Annotated in this window: 14 protein-coding genes, 1 tRNA gene and 2 pseudogenes; 8 read left to right on the forward strand and 9 right to left on the reverse strand. The window is 66.6% G+C overall.

Going from position 1 to position 17,724, the window contains the following annotated elements; all coding sequences use genetic code 11:
* The first annotated feature begins 191 nt into the window (after positions 1-191).
* A complete protein-coding gene (locus C5O27_RS02255; protein ID WP_051405997.1) occupies positions 192-1,781 on the forward strand; it encodes a DUF222 domain-containing protein in 1,590 nt (529 codons plus the stop codon).
* Between the two features lie 16 nt (positions 1,782-1,797).
* Here the strand turns inward: C5O27_RS02255 and C5O27_RS02260 are convergent, their stop codons facing one another.
* The 3 genes from C5O27_RS02260 to C5O27_RS02270 form a co-directional block, all read right to left on the reverse strand.
* Positions 1,798-3,930, reverse strand: a complete 2,133-nt coding sequence (locus C5O27_RS02260; RefSeq protein WP_127961813.1) for a DUF6541 family protein — start codon at positions 3,928-3,930, stop codon at positions 1,798-1,800.
* A gap of 104 nt (positions 3,931-4,034) precedes the next feature.
* Complete coding sequence (locus tag C5O27_RS02265) at positions 4,035-5,300, reverse strand: MFS transporter (protein WP_127961814.1); 1,266 nt, start codon at positions 5,298-5,300, stop codon at positions 4,035-4,037.
* The gene (locus tag C5O27_RS02270) at positions 5,297-5,947 is read right to left on the reverse strand and encodes a GntR family transcriptional regulator (protein ID WP_127961815.1); all 651 of its coding nucleotides are present in this window, start codon (positions 5,945-5,947) and stop codon (positions 5,297-5,299) included. The genes C5O27_RS02265 and C5O27_RS02270 overlap by 4 nt, the downstream gene beginning before the upstream one ends.
* A gap of 267 nt (positions 5,948-6,214) precedes the next feature.
* Between C5O27_RS02270 and C5O27_RS02275 the strand changes: the two genes are divergently transcribed.
* Entirely contained in the window at positions 6,215-7,411 is a 1,197-nt protein-coding gene (locus C5O27_RS02275) for an NAD(P)-dependent malic enzyme (protein ID WP_006356930.1), read from the forward strand.
* A 66-nt stretch (positions 7,412-7,477) separates the two neighbouring features.
* Here C5O27_RS02275 and C5O27_RS02280 read toward each other — a convergent pair whose 3' ends face one another.
* The 6 genes from C5O27_RS02280 to C5O27_RS02310 form a co-directional block, all read right to left on the reverse strand.
* Complete coding sequence (locus C5O27_RS02280) at positions 7,478-8,146, reverse strand: VOC family protein (RefSeq protein WP_127961816.1); 669 nt, start codon at positions 8,144-8,146, stop codon at positions 7,478-7,480.
* A gap of 106 nt (positions 8,147-8,252) precedes the next feature.
* On the reverse strand, positions 8,253-8,957 hold the full coding sequence (locus C5O27_RS02285; protein ID WP_127961817.1) for a hypothetical protein: 705 nt from the start codon (positions 8,955-8,957) through the stop codon (positions 8,253-8,255).
* 108 nt (positions 8,958-9,065) lie between these two features.
* Positions 9,066-9,545 (reverse strand): hypothetical protein, encoded by a 480-nt coding sequence (locus C5O27_RS02290; RefSeq protein WP_005198347.1) that lies wholly within the window; start codon positions 9,543-9,545, stop codon positions 9,066-9,068.
* A 123-nt stretch (positions 9,546-9,668) separates the two neighbouring features.
* Positions 9,669-10,784, reverse strand: coding sequence for a hypothetical protein (locus tag C5O27_RS02295; RefSeq protein WP_127961818.1), 1,116 nt, complete (start codon positions 10,782-10,784; stop codon positions 9,669-9,671).
* A 697-nt stretch (positions 10,785-11,481) separates the two neighbouring features.
* Positions 11,482-12,597 (reverse strand): hypothetical protein, encoded by a 1,116-nt coding sequence (locus C5O27_RS02305; protein ID WP_127963740.1) that lies wholly within the window; start codon positions 12,595-12,597, stop codon positions 11,482-11,484.
* A 121-nt stretch (positions 12,598-12,718) separates the two neighbouring features.
* Entirely contained in the window at positions 12,719-13,600 is an 882-nt protein-coding gene (locus C5O27_RS02310; RefSeq protein ID WP_127961819.1) for a DUF8176 domain-containing protein, read from the reverse strand.
* Positions 13,601-13,813: 213 nt separating this feature from the next.
* Here C5O27_RS02310 and C5O27_RS02315 point away from each other — a divergent pair, with 213 nt between their 5' ends.
* The 6 genes and pseudogenes from C5O27_RS02315 to C5O27_RS02340 all read left to right on the forward strand — a co-directional run bounded on the left by C5O27_RS02315 (position 13,814) and on the right by C5O27_RS02340 (position 17,706).
* On the forward strand, positions 13,814-14,395 hold the full coding sequence (locus C5O27_RS02315; protein ID WP_006359066.1) for an ASCH domain-containing protein: 582 nt from the start codon (positions 13,814-13,816) through the stop codon (positions 14,393-14,395).
* Between the two features lie 36 nt (positions 14,396-14,431).
* Positions 14,432-14,677 (forward strand): annotated as a pseudogene (locus tag C5O27_RS02320) (AraC family transcriptional regulator); the annotation flags it as partial.
* A gap of 32 nt (positions 14,678-14,709) precedes the next feature.
* A pseudogene (locus C5O27_RS22890) lies at positions 14,710-14,793 on the forward strand (VOC family protein); the annotation flags it as partial.
* Positions 14,794-14,842: 49 nt separating this feature from the next.
* The gene (locus tag C5O27_RS02330; RefSeq protein WP_425269591.1) at positions 14,843-15,694 is read left to right on the forward strand and encodes an esterase/lipase family protein; all 852 of its coding nucleotides are present in this window, start codon (positions 14,843-14,845) and stop codon (positions 15,692-15,694) included.
* Positions 15,695-15,867: 173 nt separating this feature from the next.
* Positions 15,868-15,943: transfer RNA gene (locus C5O27_RS02335), tRNA-Thr, on the forward strand.
* Between the two features lie 308 nt (positions 15,944-16,251).
* Entirely contained in the window at positions 16,252-17,706 is a 1,455-nt protein-coding gene (locus C5O27_RS02340; RefSeq protein ID WP_127961821.1) for an alpha/beta hydrolase family protein, read from the forward strand.
* Positions 17,707-17,724 lie beyond the last annotated feature (18 nt).

The raw sequence follows: 17,724 nt of genomic DNA on the forward strand, positions 1-17,724 counted from the left end.
TCGACGCTAACGCGGGCCCGGTCAACAGGTCAGTGGTTCCGCACAGATTCGGACGGCGAACCGACGAGATGTGGACAATACCAGGCGACACCGACAAAACCCTTGCGACGTATTTCTGGCGACAATCGTTGCAGCACTGGCTAATCGGGTGTACTGTCGAACATATATTCGCACGATGTTTCCGGGGGGGGGTGACCGTCTTGACCGAGATCTCTCAGGCTGATGGTCCCACTTCGCGCGCAGAAGAACTTCTGAGTGAACTGCACCGGATCACCACCGAGCTGCAGACTGTTGATCTGACACAGTGTTCGGATGCCGAGCTCGTCGACGTCGCTGCCGAGACCGAACGGGCAATCGCCCGAATGACTTTCGCCGGCGACCGGCAAATCGTCGAGATCGCCGACCGCGACCTGCCCCACAAGACCGGCCACCGCAGCATCACCCAGTTCATGACCCACCGCCTGCGCGTGGCCGACCCCATGCGCCGCACCAGACAACGCCACGCGACCGCCACCCACCTCAGCCCGACCGGTGAACCACTCGAACCCGAACGCCCTGCTCTGGCAGAGGCATTGGCCGACGGCAAGGTCAGCACCTCCCACGTCCGGGCAGTACTCGATGTACTCGACCAGATCCCGCACGCCACCGACCACGACGTCAAAGTCGCCGCCGAACGACAGATGGCCGAGATCGCCGTTGACCACACCCCCGCCGACATCACCGCCCTCGGCTCGCGGCTACTGGCCCACCTCGACCCCGACGGCACACTCACCGACGACACCGACCGCAAACGTCGCCGGAATCTGTACGTGAACCGGCAACGCGCCGACGGCACCGCCAAACTCACCGCCACCCTCACCCCTGAACTCCTTGCCCGGGTCACCATGCTGCTCGCCGTCTGGGCGAAACCCGGCATGAACAACCCCGACGACCCCGACTCCCCGCGGGGGTCGATCGAGGACGCCGACCCCGACGCCGTTGCCGCTGCTGCCGAACGTGATGACCGCACCCCGGCCCAGCTCAACCACGACGCCTTCAACGCCCTCCTGAAAGCGGTGTTGGAGGACGGCATGCTCGGCAAAAGCCACCGCGGGTTGCCGATGCAGATGATCTTCAAAGCCGACCTCAACGATCTACTCCGCGAAGCCGGGTTCGCCACCACCGCCACCGGCACCCTCATCCCGATCGACGATGTCATCCGCATGGCCGCCGACGCCCAACCCTGGCTGGCCGTGTTCAAAGACGCCACCGCCGTCCCGCTCTACTTCGGCCGCGGCAAACGCCTCGCCACCCGCGAACAACGCCTCGTCTCCTTCGCCCGACCCGACGGCGAAAACTGCTCCACACCCGACTGCGACCAATCCGCCGCACACGTGGAAATGCATCACGCCCAACTCGATTGGGGACTCGGCGGACTCACCGACATCACCGACCTCACCCCCGCCTGCCCGAAACACAACCGAATGGTCGGCGACCAACCCGGCCAATACACCACCCGCATGGTCCGCGAAGGACCCGACGAAGGCCGCTGCGCCTGGCGACTCAACACCCAACCCGGCGCCCCACCCAACCCCGAACGCATCAACCGGCGACCCGACATACCCCGCCGATTCGCCGAACACCTACAACACGTGCGCACCGAAATCCACGGACCTGACAAGGCGTCCGGCGATACCCCACGCCTCCACCTGCGTGAAGTCATCGACCTCCGTCACGCCACACCCGTCGAACTCGTAGTCGCCTCAGCACTTCTCAACCACGCGTACGGGCACTCAGGATAGGAGCACTCCTCACAGCTCAGGGAGCGGGGACCGGAACCGGCGGAGCCTCCACTGGCGGCACGCCTTCAGCCGGTGCACCCTCGACAGGCGGTGGCGGCGGGTAGACCAGGTCGTTGACGCGGTAGACGACGGCCTCGCCCTGGCGGAACACCTCTGTCAGTCCAGGAGCGCCGTTCTCGCGCAGCTCCAGGAACGGGTCGCCCTGGTGGCCGTTCGCCGGATCGGGTCGGCCGCGCTGGAACTCCCAGTAACTCGTCGGGGAGTCGATCACATAGTGCACGTTCATGTCCCGGACGATCTGGTCGGTCGCGGGGTCGGCGCCGATCTTCGCGACGCCCCAGAAGAGGTCGCGTTGCCGTTCGGAGAACTCGTTGGCCCGATAGAACGGGAACATCGGGGTGACGCCGGTGACCGGGTACAGCCAGCCGGTGCCCTGGTCCAGGTTGTTCAGGACGAGCACGTCCTGGGCGTCGGGCTGCGAGGCGAGCCATGCGTAGGCGGCGAGGTCGTCGGGACCGACATACTTGCCACCGCGCTCCTTCGACGCGATCTGGGCGTTCGGCGGGTAGCGGACCACCGCGGCACCGGCGATCAACGCCAGCAACACCACGTACGTCGACGCGACCAGCCAACCCGCGCGAGCGGTGCCCTTGACGGACGTCTCGTCGGACTGCGCGAACCGCCGCCCGATGACGCCGATCAGCGCGATCACCGCGACGCCGATCGCGACACCGGCGGCCGCGGCCGAGAAGATGGCGACGACGAAGGTGAGGCGGTGCGGCGAGTTGTAGAAGTAGCCGCCGATGGCGCCGAGCGGGTACGACAGCAGACCGAGCGAGACCACCGAGTTGGTCGTCACGAGCGCGAAGACCAGCCAGACGGCGAGTCCCGCCCAGCATCGCAGCCAGGCGAGCACCCCGAGGCCGAGGACGGTCACGATGATCAGCGGCCAGATCGGGAAGTGGTTGAGCTCCAGCGGGATCGTGCCGTTGAACGCGCCCTGCGCCAGGCCGCGCAGCACTCCGATCCCTTCTTCCCGGAAGTCGAAGAACGGGAGTTCGTTGGTGTCGGCGACGCGGATCGTGCCGATCACCACGGGGGAGATCAAGATCATCGTGAGGACGGCGGTGACAGCCAGGGTCGCGAGATCTGCCAAACGACTCGTCGCCGGACGCCACAGACCCTCACACAGCCACCACAGGCCGACGATGACGCCGACGAGAATCAGACCGGACGGATGCGTTGCGGTCACGCCGGCCACGGCCAGGGCCGCAGGTGCCACTCGCGACCGGTCTCGGACGACGCTCAGAACCAGGACCGCTGCTACCGGAGCCAGACTCACGCCGACGGCATTGGGCACCGAGGTCAGCTGCACCTCGACGTACGGCAGCGACGGGAACAGCGCGGCGACGGCGGCGGCCGTGCCGGCGATCAACGCAGAGTTGTCGACGTCGTAGCGGTGCCGGGCGAACCAGTAGGCCAACGACGCCACACCCAGCGGGACCGTGACGGCCAGCACCGCAGGCGAATACGTGTTGTACAGCTCGACCGGGTTCGCGCCGGTCAGCGGGAACAGCAAGGCACCCAGCGCATGCCACGTGTTCGGGTAGTAGTTGAACCCCTGGGTGTCGTAGTTCATCAGCTCGCCCATGCGCATGGCCGAACCGATCCCGGTCTCGTCGATCCATCGCAGAGAACTGGCGTGCCACAACGAGTCCCACACCTGTGAGATGTTGTTCAGTCCCGCGAAGGCGGTCTTGGCCACCGGTCGGATGCAGGTGATCGCGATGATGAGTCCACCGAGCCCGAGGCCTGCAGCCGCACGCAGGATCGCGGTGCGGCCGACGCGAGGCTCGCCGGTCTCAGTGGGTACCGGCGCGAGACGACGTCCGATCCCCGTGCCGAGCAGCCGCGAGTACAGCCAGGCGCCGGCAAGGGCCAGGACCAGGCCGACGAGCGCCGAGACCGCGTTCCATTCGAAGCCGACCGCCGAGTACAGGACGGTGAGGATGGAGACCAGGGCGAACGTGATGGCCGGTCCGGCCGCGAACGCCACCGGCCAGGGCAGGTTCATCCGCCGACCCACGAAGGCGCCCGGCAGGATCAGCACCAGCGCGGACACGATCACGACCCACGCAGCCAGCACCATCACCCCGCGCCTTTCCACACTCGCTTGTCACACCCACGGTGAGACCCGGTTTCCACTCCCTTCCGGGCCCCGACCAAACACTCAGCAGGGTACCCGGCGTCGTCTCAGTGCGACTGTCCGGTGACGACGCTCTCGTCGCGCATCGGCCGCTCGCCGGACACCGGCCGGACTTCCGGGCGATGCCTGGTGTGCCCCGACGCGGCGACGGCGAGGCAGGCCAGCGCCGCGACCGCACCGAACGTGAACATCTCGGTGTAGGTGATCGACGTCCACTTCTCGGTGATCCATGCCAGGAGCGCCGGGACGGCGAAGCCCAGGTAGGTCACGCTGTAGAAGACGGCGGTCAGGCCGGCGAGGTCGTCGGGCCCGGCGATGCGCTGCACCTCCAGGAGCCCGGCGATCAGCGCCATGCCGTAGCCGCAACCCAGCAGGGTCGCGGCGATCAGGGACAGCCAGACCGTCAGCACGTGTGCCGCCAGTGCGGCGACGAGCATGCCCGCAACGAGGGTCGTGAGGGCGACGACCACGCCACGCGAGCTCCCCGGAACGTCGATGCGTCGACCCACCGATTGAATGCCGAACCCGGCGCCGAGCCCCAGGACACAGCACAGGGCGGCAAAGGCGATCGGCGCTCCAGAAGTCCGTGCCGACATCAACGCCGGGATGATCGCGTACGCCGACGCCGCGGCGCCGAAGACCCAGGGCGCGACCGGCAGGACGACGAACATGAACCGTCGATGACCGGCGGCCGGGATGCGCAGGTCGTCGATCAGACGGCCCGGCGTCGAACTGCGGAATCGCATCTCCGGCACGACCGTCAGGAGGGCTCCCGCGCAGACCGCGATCGCGATGTTCACCAGATACGGCAGCACATGCGGCCAGGGGCCCCACTGGGCGAGCACACCGGCGACGCCTGCGCCGACACCGAAGCCGGCAGTGAGGCTCATCGCCGCGCGTCCGGCGCCGACCCCGGCCCGTGCACCGTCGCGGTCGGACAGCTCCTTGATCCAGCTTCCGCCGACCGCCATCGACAGACCGAGTGCGATGCCGCTGCAGATGCGTCCCACGGTCAGCAGGGCCGCCGACTGAGACCCTGCGGCCAGCAACACCGAGCCCAGCGCCGCGAACACCGGTGCCGGCAGCATGAGCGGCCGCCGACCGAACCGGTCCGACAGCGGCCCGCCGATCAGGAGGGCGGGCACGATGCCGAGCACGTAGGCGAACAGCAGGGCGTCGACGACGACCGGCGACAGGTCGGTGATCTGCCGGTACATGACCAGCAGCGGGGTGAACTCGTTGCCGCCCCACGCGGCCGCGAAGACGGCCAGCGAGACAGCGGGCCACCCGAAGCGGTTGCGGTTGTCGGTCATGCGGGTTCCCCCGGGAGGTCGTGAACACCGGCGAGGTGCCCCGCCAGGAGGTATTCGAAACGGTCCGCGTCGGCGGCTTCGATGGCGCCGAGGAGATCGAGGTGATCGGCGAGGATGCGCGCCGCAACCCCGGCGTCACGATGCACCGAGGCGATCGTCATGCGTCGATGCCGCTCGCCCAGCGTCGTGTAGAAGTCGGCGAGGAGCGGATTGTCGCCGGCTGCGGCGATGAGCTGGTGGAACGCGGCGTCGAGCCGGGAGAACTCGGCGACGTCGGTCGCGTCGGCGCGTCGATGGGCGGCGAGGTTGTCGCGGAGTCGCTCGGCCAGCTCGGCGACGGCGGCGGGCCGAGACGTGACCGACCGGACGGCGTGTCCCTCGAGGAGGCGGCGCGCGTCGACGACGTCACGCTTCTCGCGGTCGCCGATCGGCACCACGAGCGCTCCCCGCTTCGGGTAGAGCCGCATCCACCCTTCGGTCTCGAGACGCAGAAAAGCCTCCCGCACGGGAGTGCGGCTCACCGAGCACTTCGAGGCGATCTCGCCCTCGCTGATCAGCTCACCGCCGGCGATCTCGTTTGTGAGAATTCGCTCTTTGACCTCGGCATATACCCGCTCAGCAGCGGATTCAGCAGAGGTATGCAACATAGACACAAGTCGTACCTTACCAATAGGCGATGACGCCGCGACCTGGGCCGACCCGCCTTTCATGGCGATCCCAAGCAGTGAGACACTTAATGTGGCCGTAACGAGCGTCACCTCGCTCGCGGGCCCTGATCGCGTCCGCTGAGCCATCCGCTCTCGCGTCGATGCGGATCTCTACAGCTCGCGGGCAGCGTGGCCGGCGAGACGATGCAACCCGCGTTTCGCGGCATTCAGGAGGACCCGACCGTGACAAGCACGGAGGACACACGTATGGGCGATACCCCGATCACCGAACCGACCATTGCCGATCTGCCGATCACCGACGACGAGATCTTCTTGGCGCATGCCGGCGGCAAGCTGTCCGTCGAACTTCGCGCGCCCATCGACACCCAGCGCGACCTGTCGATCGCCTACACCCCGGGCGTCGCCCAGGTGTCACGCGCGATCGACACCGACGCCACCCTGGTGAACAAGTACACCTGGACCGACCGTCTGGTGGCCGTGGTGAGCGACGGATCGGCTGTGCTCGGCCTCGGTGACATCGGCCCGCGTGCGTCGCTGCCGGTCATGGAGGGCAAGTCCGCACTGTTCCGCAGCTTCGCCGGACTCAACTCGATCCCGATCGTTCTCGACACCAAGGATCCCGACGAGATCGTCGAGACCCTGATCCGTCTGCGTCCGAGCTTCGGCGCGGTCAACCTCGAGGACATCTCGGCACCGCGATGCTTCGAGATCGAGCGCCGCGTCATCGAGGCGCTCGACTGCCCGGTCATGCACGACGACCAGCACGGCACCGCCATCGTGGTCCTCGCCGCCCTGAAGGGCGCCGTGACCCACCTCGGCCGGGACATCACCACCCTGCGGGTCGTCATCTCCGGTGCCGGCGCCGCGGGTGTCGCCTGCGCCAACATCCTGCTCGCGGTCGGCATCACCGACGTCATCGTGCTCGACTCGAAGGGCATCGTCTCCGCCGGCCGCGACGGCCTGAACGAGTCGAAGGCCGAGCTCGCGAGCCGCACCAACCCGCGCGGCCTGACCGGCGGAGCGGTGGAGGCCCTCGACGGCGCCGACGTCTTCATCGGCGTATCGGCCGGCCTGATCCCCGAGGAGATCATCGCGTCGATGAGCGACGACTCGATCGTGTTCGCGCTGTCGAACCCCGATCCGGAGATCCACCCCGAGGCCGCCGCCAAGTACGCGGCCGTCGTCGCGACCGGTCGCAGCGACTTCCCGAATCAGATCAACAACGTGCTCGCCTTCCCGGGCGTGTTCAAGGGCGCACTCGACGCGGGTGCACGCCGGATCAGCGAGGGCATGAAGATCGCTGCAGCAGAGGCGATCTTCTCGGTGGCCGCCGACGACCTGCGGGCCGATCGCATCGTGCCCAGCCCGCTCGACGACCGGGTCGCACCGGCCGTTGCGGCGGCGGTCGCCAAGGCGGCGCAGGACGAGGGCCTCTGCTCGTAAAATTGTGTGTCACAAGCCGGTTCGATCATCTCGATCGAACCGGCTTGTTTCTTTTCCGCAGGTGTTTCAGTCCCGTTCCTGCCAGGTGCACAAGCAGATCTCGTTGCCCTCGGGGTCGGCGAGAATCCACCACGCCGGTGCGAACTCGTCCGAGAGCAGTTGCCCACCGGCGGTGATCGCCGCTTGCAGTCGTTCGTGCACCTCGTCGTGCGGTAGGCAAAGGTCGAAGTGAATCCGGTTACGTTGCGGGCGAGCTTCATCCATCTGCTGGAACCACACCGACGGCAGCCGCCCGGTCGGGTCGGCGAGCTCGGCGAGTTCCCTGTCATTCCCGTCGGAGTAACCCAGGACTGCCTGCCAGAACGGACGGATCGCACCGATGTCCATGGCGTCGATCGCGAGTTCGATCGCCGTCACCGGGCCCACGAGTTTCTCGAGGGCCATCTCGGCGGCGATCCCGGTGATCCGGTTGGCCAGCGCCGCATCGGCTTCGGTCAGCTGATGCGCGCTGTGTGTCGTGAGAGCGAGATGCACTGACCCGTAACGCAGGTCGACGTCGGGATGATGGTTGGCTTCCTCTGCCGCGTCGACGATCCTGGTCACGAACTCGAGACCCCGCACCATCGAACCGGTGCGGTAGGCGGCCACGAGCTTGTCGGCGACGACGCGCCACGGGTCGGCGACGACCTCGGTGGCCTGCTTGGCGTTGAGCGGTGTGCGCGTGGACCCGGTCATACTGCCCCATGCTGCACCTTCGAGACCTGTTTCGAAAGGGCCCGGTTTCCCAGAGTGCGGCCTGGGTGCCGTTTTCCGGCACTCAGGCCGCGCTCTGGAATCGCTGTCAGTGCCGGTTCGACGTAGCTGCCGCGAGTTTCGCGATGGACTCGACCGTTGCAGGCAGGAACCCGCGTCGAGCGTCCTGGTCGATCGAGGTCCCGGCACCGAGGACCGGGTCGTAATCGAGGCCGATCACCGGGCCGACCGCCCCGGACACCACACCGACGAGCATGTCCGCGAGGCCCGTCTGCTGCTGTACCGGCAGCTGGGAGTCGATCACCACGACGGTGTTCTCGAGTACGCCGGCGCGGTCCCACTCCGTGAAGATCACGCGTGCCCGGTTGAGCAGGTCGGGGCGTGGGCTGATCACGAGGACGGGCGTGAGGTTCGGGAGGTCGTCCTCGGCGAGTTCGGGCAGCAGCGTCAGCGGATGCGCCCCGGCGTCGATCACCGGCACTGCTCCCTGCCGCCACACCTCGACGACGGCGTCGGTGACGGCCGCCTCGTCGGGCGGCAGCCACAGGCCCGTGCCCGACGCGGTGCGCAGCAACTCTTCGTTGCCGGTCCCGCGGAGGCGGAGTTCGATGTCGCAGTCGTTGCCGGAGGCATCGACCCACCACGAGAGCAGGCCGAGACCCGACGCGGCGCGATGTTCGGCGAGAAGGGCCGACACGACAGACGTGCCGACCCCGCCGGCAGTTCCACAAACGACGACGGCCCGCTCATCCCAGATCTGCGGGTCGCCGTCGCGAGGTGTTGGAGCAGTCATCGGTCCTTATGGAACCAGAAGGTAGGCGCCGTACCCAATCGGCTGAGGCGCGCCCGCCGGGCCATTCGGCGCGCGTCCACGAACAGTGAACGGCACCACGGGAAGAAGTCAGGGAACCAGCATGTAGATCGTCGCCCCATAACCGGCGGGCACCCGAACCTGACTATTAGGCGAGAAACCGCCGAACCCAAGACTGACGGGACCGGATCCCGTGGCAATCTCCCAGACCTTTTTCTCCCCTGGCCTCGGCCCAAACGTTCCGCTTACCCACTTTTCAAGGTTGTACCCGCGCACGCTGGTAAAGAAATTCCCGAAGAGTACCCGACACTTGGGATTTCGTTTCCATCCGGCACCGTCTCCGGTAAAGCCGTGCGATCGCGCCGTCACCCGCACAACTCCACGCTTCTTCGCTGGTGCATCCACCGTCACATTGATCGCACCGCGACACGAGGCATGGTCACCGAACGTTCCGAAGTTGTACCCGGTCGGCGAGACTTGTGGAACCGGTGCGGCCGAGGCCGTCCCAACACCAACCAGACCCATCGCCGCCGCAATAACCCCGGCAAGCGCCACAAGTAACTTCTTCATCGATCTCCCTTCGACTGCCCTTCACGGGCGCGTTGAACGTGTCTTCCTCGCTTGCAATTTCGTTCAGTGCGGACAACACGGTTGCGACCTGCTCGAGTAGCTTTACGCGAAACGGAGCAACTATTACCTGGACAGTTCCCCGGGCCAGAGAACTTCACTCCCCGGAATGGTCTTCTTCAGGTTGTCCGACTGCGCCCTAGTCCAGTCCCGAACGGACTTCTCAGCATGCGGACCGAACACGGCATACGGCGAGCGAGCCTGCTGACCGGACCATTTGTGGACCGAAGACCCGACCTTAACGTCCACATCTCCACGGTTGTTCACGACGTAATCGACTGCCGGAAGACCTGAACGACGAGCGTCCTCCGCCGATAGGTGGAATTCGAACTGGTTCGAGCCGTCGTTCTCCGGCAACGCGTGTCGGGGGCCGTCGATCTTCCACGGTTCATCCGGATTAGCCCCGGGGTCGCCTGCACCGAGTGAGTACGCAAGCAGACCGCCTGCGGTGCCACCAATTGCGAATCCAAGTGCAGCTCCGGCCACGCCAACACCGACGCCTCCGATCGCAGCACCGGCTCCGGCCCCAATCGCCGCGCCCGGACCACCCAAGATGTAGTAGGGAGGCAAGGACCCGACGATCGCACCGGCGACGGCACCGACCCCGGCCCCACCAACAGCACCAACCACCGCCGACGGAATACTCAGCGCGACAGCACCAGCCGTGCCACCGGCCATCACACCGATGATCGTGGCAGCAGCACGACGACTCGCCTCGTCCTCCGGCACACCCACCGAGATCAAACCCTGAGCGATCTTCGCCTCGCCATACGCCGACCACGCATTGATCGAGTTCACATCCCTGTCGGACAGGCCCTTCGGGATGTCGGTGACGAAGTTACCCACACGGATCTTGTCCGGCGGCGGCGCAATCGGACGCACCGGCGGAGCAACCCGCGGCGCAACAGGATTGGTGATCGCCGGCGAATACGGCTGCTGGTAACTCTGCGACAACGACTGGTCATACGACTGATACGGAGCCTCGACCGGCGGACCCGGAATCGAACCCGGACCCGGAACAACAACCGGCTGCACCACCGCATCACCCGGAGCCGGAACACCCGGCGCCACATCCGACGGACTCGTACCACCCTGACCCGGCGCCGAATCCGACGGATCGGTGCCACCCTGCTCCGGAACAGCGAACGCCGCACCCGCACCAGCAGTGATCGACACCGCCACAACAGCAGACGTCACCGACAACAACGGACCACTCGGGGTCCGACGCCTACGATGCCGACCTCGACTCTGGGTCACCGCTGCGCTCCCTCTCCCAGCGAACTTCACTAGTCAACCCGGATTACGGCGCGCCCTACGGAACGAGCACGTAGGCGCCACCGTTGTATCCCTGCCGCACGCGGACGGGACTGTTTACCGAATAGGTCGTCAAACCGATAGACGCGGGACCTGATCCCGTGGCGACTTCCCAAACCTTCTTCGCGCCGCTACGAGGACCGAACGAAGCGGTGACCCACTTCTCCCGACCAAGCCCCGCGGAACCGTTGTAGAGCGTGTTAATTCGCATGCGACAGTTTGGGTTTCGCTTCCACGTTGCCCCATTGCCTGTGAACCCAAGAGAGGTAACGGTCACCCGCACGACACCGCGCTTTTGCGGCGGCGCGTCGACATCGACCCTCAAGACACCATGACAAAAGGAGTGGTCGCCGAACGTCCCGAAGGAAGTCGACGCAGGAAAGTGAGGTATAGGAGAGGCGGACGCCTGCCCCGCCCCGACCAAACTTGCAGTCGCAGCAACTGCAGACGCCGCCGCGGCCACTGCCAATCTTTTCATATCTTCTCTCCGCCTGTCTCTATGCGCTGATTCGTCTCAGGAAGCGTCCGTCAGGCTTCGTGAGGGCCGAACCAATGGCCACCCGAACTACCGTGTGCTTTCCGCCGGCCACAGAACCTCGCTACCCGGAATCGCCTTCTTCACGCTGTCTGATTGCGCCCTGGTCCAGTCTCGAACAGACTTTTCAGCCCCCGGACCTAGAACCGCGTACGGTGCTCGCGCCTCTTCACCTGACCACTTATGGGTTGAAGTCCCGAGCTTGAGATTCACGTTCCCGCGGTGGTTGACCACATAATCGACAGCAGGAAGACCAGAGCGGCGTGCTTCCTCAGGTGAAAGGTGGAACTCGAACTGGCTCGGCCCATCAGCCTCGGGCGCCGCACGCCGAGGCCCGTTCTGTTGCCAGGGTTCATCCGGATCCGCCCCCGGATCACCGGCACCGAGCGAGTACGCGAGGAGACCGCCTGCAGTGCCGCCGAGTGCGAAACCGAGAGCAGCGCCTGCCGCAGCACCGCCAACGCCACCAACTCCCGCGCCGATCAAAGCGCCAACACCAGCCCCGTACGGTGCCTCGACACCGAAAGTAGGGATACCGAGTATGAGTGCCCCTGCGACCGCGCCGACACCTGCACCACCCACGGCTCCGACAACCGCTGCCGGAATACCCAGCGCGACAGCACCAGCCGTGCCACCGGCCATCACACCGATGATCGTGGCAGCAGCACGACGACTCGCCTCGTCCTCCGGCACACCCACCGAGATCAAACCCTGAGCGATCTTCGCCTCGCCATACGCCGACCACGCATTGATCGAGTTCACATCCCTGTCGGACAGGCCCTTCGGGATGTCGGTGACGAAGTTACCCACACGGATCTTGTCCGGCGGCGGCGCAATCGGACGCACCGGCGGAGCAACCCGCGGCGCAACAGGATTGGTGATCGCCGGCGAATACGGCTGCTGGTAACTCTGCGACAACGACTGGTCATACGACTGATACGGAGCCTCGACCGGCGGACCCGGAATCGAACCCGGACCCGGAACAACAACCGGCTGCACCACCGCATCACCCGGAGCCGGAACACCCGGCGCCACATCCGACGGACTCGTACCACCCTGACCCGGCGCCGAATCCGACGGATCGGTGCCACCCTGCTCCGGAACAGCGAACGCCGCACCCGCACCAGCAGTGATCGACACCGCCACAACAGCAGACGTCACCGACAACAACGGACCACTCGGCGCCCGACGCCTACGATGCCGACCTCGGCTCTGGGTCATCTCAGGACTACCTTTCTGCGCCATCTGAATGGCTTTCTGTCTGAACTCATTCGACGGACTTGATGGACTGGATGAAGGTCTGGCCGCCTGTCGTGGACGTGCGGATGACCTGGCGATAGGTGATGGGCGCCGCGTCGGGCTGCAATTCGGTGAGCACCACCGAGTACTCGCCGGGCGCCCGTTCGGTGATCTTCAGACAGTGCCGCGTGCCGATGGGGCGCTGATCGATGTACTGCTGCATCACGTACTCGGAGGCGACTGCACCCGGGGCGGCAACGGCGCGTGCGGCTTTCGCCGAGCGCAGGACGTAGTAGGCGTGGTTGAACGCGCGGATCGCGCCCGGACCGGACTCCTGATCGCCCGTCTCGTCGTCGTTCGACACGGTGGTCCCCGAGCCGATAGGACGCTGCGCGCAGGCCGGGTGACCGACGACGCCCGACGTCGACGGCACCTCAGTCGGTGCCGTGGACGCCGTGGCGTCCGCGGTGACCCCGGGGCGGTCCGAACCGCCACCGGCGAGAGAGATCGAGACAACCACCGTGACCACGATCACAAGGATCGCGGCTGCCGCACCTGCGATTCGCGGTCCCGAACCCAAGAACCGACGCCAGCCGGGAGCCCTGCCGGACATGGTCTTTCGCTTCGCGCGGACCGACTTCTCGGCTTCGGCGAGAAAGGCATCGAGATCGGACGACGGCTTCCCCGGAATCTCGGCAACCGGGGTCTCGAACCTCGGCGCCGAGGGCTCGACGGGCAGTGCCGGAGCGTCGAGAACGGCCACCGCGGTGCCGCCGACATCGCCCTGAGCTGCGTCGACGGAACGGAATCGGGCGAGGTGAGCGGCCAGATCGGCCGCCGGCGTGGTTCCGGAGGACGGCCACGCGGGAACGTCGGGGAACCACAGGGACTGCGGACGCGGCAGCACCATGAGACCCCCTCCCGGCTGGTGATCGTCGTCGTCAGTTGTGCACGCGACGACACGACACCAAAAGGAAGACCCCCCGGGCGCCGGCACTGCCGTCGCTGATCTCGGGTCACCCTACAACAGCTCTCAGCAACATCTCAGACATCCTCCACAGGCATCACCTGCACCGGTTCTGACTGGCTGCGCAGCCGCGGCGCCCTCGCTACGGTCGAAGATGTGCTTCTCACAGCTGCAGTGGCGCGCGGGATCGCCGACGGTTCCGTCGACCTCGCCTTCCGACGTTGGGGACATCCCCGCATCCGACCCGGGTCGAGCTTCATCGCACTGACACACGTCATCGAGGTGACGTCGATGGAGCGCGTCGATCCCGCAAAGATCACCGCGAAAGAGGCGCGACGGGCCGGTTACGAGACTGTCGACGACCTGCGGGCGACCCTGTGCGTCAACACCCACAACCCGACCTATCGACTCGGACTCCGATGCATCGGCGAGGACCCGCGCATCGCACTCCGCGCCGATGACGATCTCTCCGACGACGACGTCGCGGACATCCGCTCGCGGCTCGACCGGATGGACACTCGATCCCAGAACGGGCCCTGGACGCATGACATCCTCGCGCTCATCGGCCGGCGGCCCGGCGTCGTGTCCACCGACCTCGCCGCCGAACTCGGCAGGGACCGAGCCGGTTTCAAGAACGACGTCACGAAGCTGAAGAAACTGGGACTGACCGAAAGCCTCGAGGTCGGTTACGCACTCTCACCACGCGGCGTCGAGTTCCTCCGTCGCGACAACACCTAGCCACCGCCGGACATGGCGCGCGCCGGTCGCGAGGTCGTGGCGGTGGGACTGTCGAGTGTCGGATCGTTCACCACGAGCTTCACCCGCGCCTTCGGCAAGACGCCGACCGCGTACCGGGATTCGTTCCCGCCTGCCGCCACGTACGCGCACGTTCCCGCATGCGTGCTCCGCGTCTGTTCACGGCCGGGGCCGGCCAGTCGTGTCGAACGGCCGAAACCGCCGGCCGAAGAGCTCCCGAAGACAGCACCCGGGAAGAAGACCGTCACACCCGTCCGCGCGTAGCTTGATTTCCACCGGAGGGAAACGCAGCCCCGAGGACGTACGGGATCGATGCCGGCTTCCGCGACCCGTCGGGCAACAGCATCCGTCTGACGCAGATGGCGGAAATCCTGGCGTAGGGCGCGAGACCGCCTGTCGCCCTGACGGTCATGGGCGACAATGTCCCCTATGAACCGTCTCCGATCAGGACTCGCCGCCGCGGCCGCGTTCGCCGCGGCCTGCGTGCTGCTTGCCCCGGGCACCGCGCAGGCCGCGCCCTTCGCCGTCACCACAGATGTGAACAAGGCGATCGCCGAGCACTACCTCAGTCCGGCCACCGAGTCACCCGCCGGCAGCAACCGGTTCGACTGCCGGGATCGGGAAGGACGAGACCCGATCGTTCTGCTGCACGCGACCGCGATGAACCAGAGCGCCAACTGGGCCTACCTCGCTCCGACCCTCGCCAACGCCGGGTACTGCGTCTTCAGCCTCACCTACGGCCAGGCGTCGTGGAGCGGCAACACCGGCGGTCTCGGCAACAAGGAACGGTCTGCGGCGCAGCAGGTCGCGCCGTTCATCGACAAGGTCCTCGCCGCGACCGGCGCCGCCAAGGTCGACCTCATCGGTCATAGCCAAGGCGGAGCGATCGCCCAGCTGGTGACACAGCTTCCCGGCCGCGCCACGCAGGTGGACACCATCATCGCGTTGTCGGCATCGCACCAGGGAACCTCGCGGGTCGGCTCGATCACCGACCGACTCCCGGCCCGGGCTCCCGGCCAGAGCTACTGGGGCCCCCGGCACCCGGCGATCGACTACGTCAACTTCGCGACCCGCTTCGACGAGATCTCCACCCCGTACACGAACACCCTGATGACGCCCGGCCCGAACGTCGTCAACACGCTGATCCAGGACGTGTGCCCGGCGTCGAAGATCGGTCACGTCGGCATGGCCTGCTCCCCGACCGTCGCCGCGCTCGTCCGCAACGCCCTCGACCCCGCTCATCGGGTGCCGCTGGTGTGCGGCTCCGACTACCCGCTCTGAGCCCCGAGCGCTCGCCGGAATCGCCAGGTCAGATCAGGTTCGCGAGCCGCAGACAGCGCGCCTGGGCGAAGGTGGCGATTCTGGGCGGGGTCACGTCGAGGCACTCGAATGGAGCCGGTTTTTGTTGCGGGCGATGGACTCGCTAGACTCGTCTGCGCTGCCTCGCGTAGCACGCCGCCCTAGCTCAGTCGGTAGAGCAATTCACTCGTAATGAATAGGTCAGGGGTTCGATTCCCCTGGGCGGCTCCACCGGGATCGTGCGATCTCCGACCCGTACGACGTCCCTCGATCCCCCGGATTCACACCGAGCTTTTCATCCGACGGCGAACCGCCTACACCAGCCTCTTAGCGACGCAAAGATAAATGCGTGTCAGGATGTCGGTGTTAATCCATTCGGATGACACATCCCGAGCCCCCCGCTCCTTAGACTTTATCCGACTGTAGGAGGTCAATTGGGGGCACGTCGGGGAGGAAGGCACCGGTCTCAACCGGCGCGAACCGCCACATCTTCTCGTAGACCATCGCGCGCGACAACCACTTCGCTGACGCTCAGCGCGTTGTCTCTCGGCACCGTCGTGCCGATCGCCGTCGCGTCGACGAACGTCACCGCCGTCGTCGAATCCCTCATCGATCGCGAGATCGTGCGGGAGGCCACGCAGCACGACAACACCAGCGACATCTTCACCGACCTGCCCGACAGCACGATCATGGTCGTCACCCCCGGGACCAATGACACCACGCTGATCCCGCGCAACCTTCCGTACGTCGGCCACCGGCAGACCCTGATCGTGAACTACCCCGAGTCCTTCGGACCCGTCATCGCCGGCCGCTCGAACACGCTCGCACCGTTCGCTCCGGGCTACGACGAGTCCAAAGAGCATGCGATGAACCAGAACCTGGCCGTGATGGCCGCGTTCGCCAACATGGGTGAGGACCGCCCGTTCGTCGTCTACACCGGTTTTTCGCAGGGCGCCGACGCGCTCGGCGACGCCGCCGAGGATCCTCGGGCCTACGACAACGACTTCCTCGTTCCGGGCAAGGACATGGTCGTCCTGGTCGCCGACCCGCGGAGCCCATGGGGCATCAAGGCCTGGCTCGACACGATGCCGTGGCTGAAACCGTTCGTGGCGGTCGCCGGGATCGACGCCAACGGCGCCCGCGACCCGGAAGCCACCGGCAAGATCAAGATCGTGTCGGTGATCGTCGTCGGCGACCCGGTCAGCAACTTCCAGTGGGTGGCGTACCGCCCCGTCACGTCACTCGTCGTCAACGCGGCCGGGTTCCTCACCATCCACTCGGGCAACGGACCGCACACCTACGGCGACGTCGAGCGTCTGGGCGACCCGACCGAATACACCAGCGGCAACACAACATACCTCGTGTACGACGCGGCACATCCCCTGGCACTACTGGTGGCAACCGTCTACGACACACTCGGAATCGCCTACGACAAGGACGATCTCGCCCGCTGGGATGAACTCGCCGAGGCCTACTACCCGACCCAGGCACCCAATCCCGACACCGCGGCGGTGCCGGTCACGGCCGCGGATTCGGTGAAGCAGGACCAGCCCGGCGACGGATACACCGTCACTGTGCCGTCCGAAGTCGCGACCGGCGCCGAGAAACCTGGGGGTCCGCCGGAAACGCGGGGGATCGTCCCGGCCGGCGCCGTGCCGCCGGCGGTCGATGACGTCCCCACGGATGACCGGACGCCCACTGACGAGCGTGAGCCCGACCGCGGAGATGCCGGCGACCGGCCTGACAGCTCCGACAAGCCGGATTCCGATCATTCGGATTCGGATTCGGATTCGGGATCGGGCTCGGGCTCGGGCTCGGGTTCGGGTTCGGGTTCAGGGAAGCCGGACTCCGGTGACAGCGGAGCCGGGGATTCCGGCTCGTCGACCGGCGGCGACGACTCATCGAGCAGTAGCACCGGCGGCGATCGGGAGAACTCCGAGTCTTCCGAAACCGGTTCGGCCGGTGGGGGTTCGACGGACCACGAGGCCGCCTGATCCCCCACCGACCGTGGG

Source organism: Gordonia alkanivorans (genome assembly GCF_004011905.1).
Classification (GTDB): Bacteria; Actinomycetota; Actinomycetes; order Mycobacteriales; family Mycobacteriaceae; genus Gordonia; species Gordonia alkanivorans.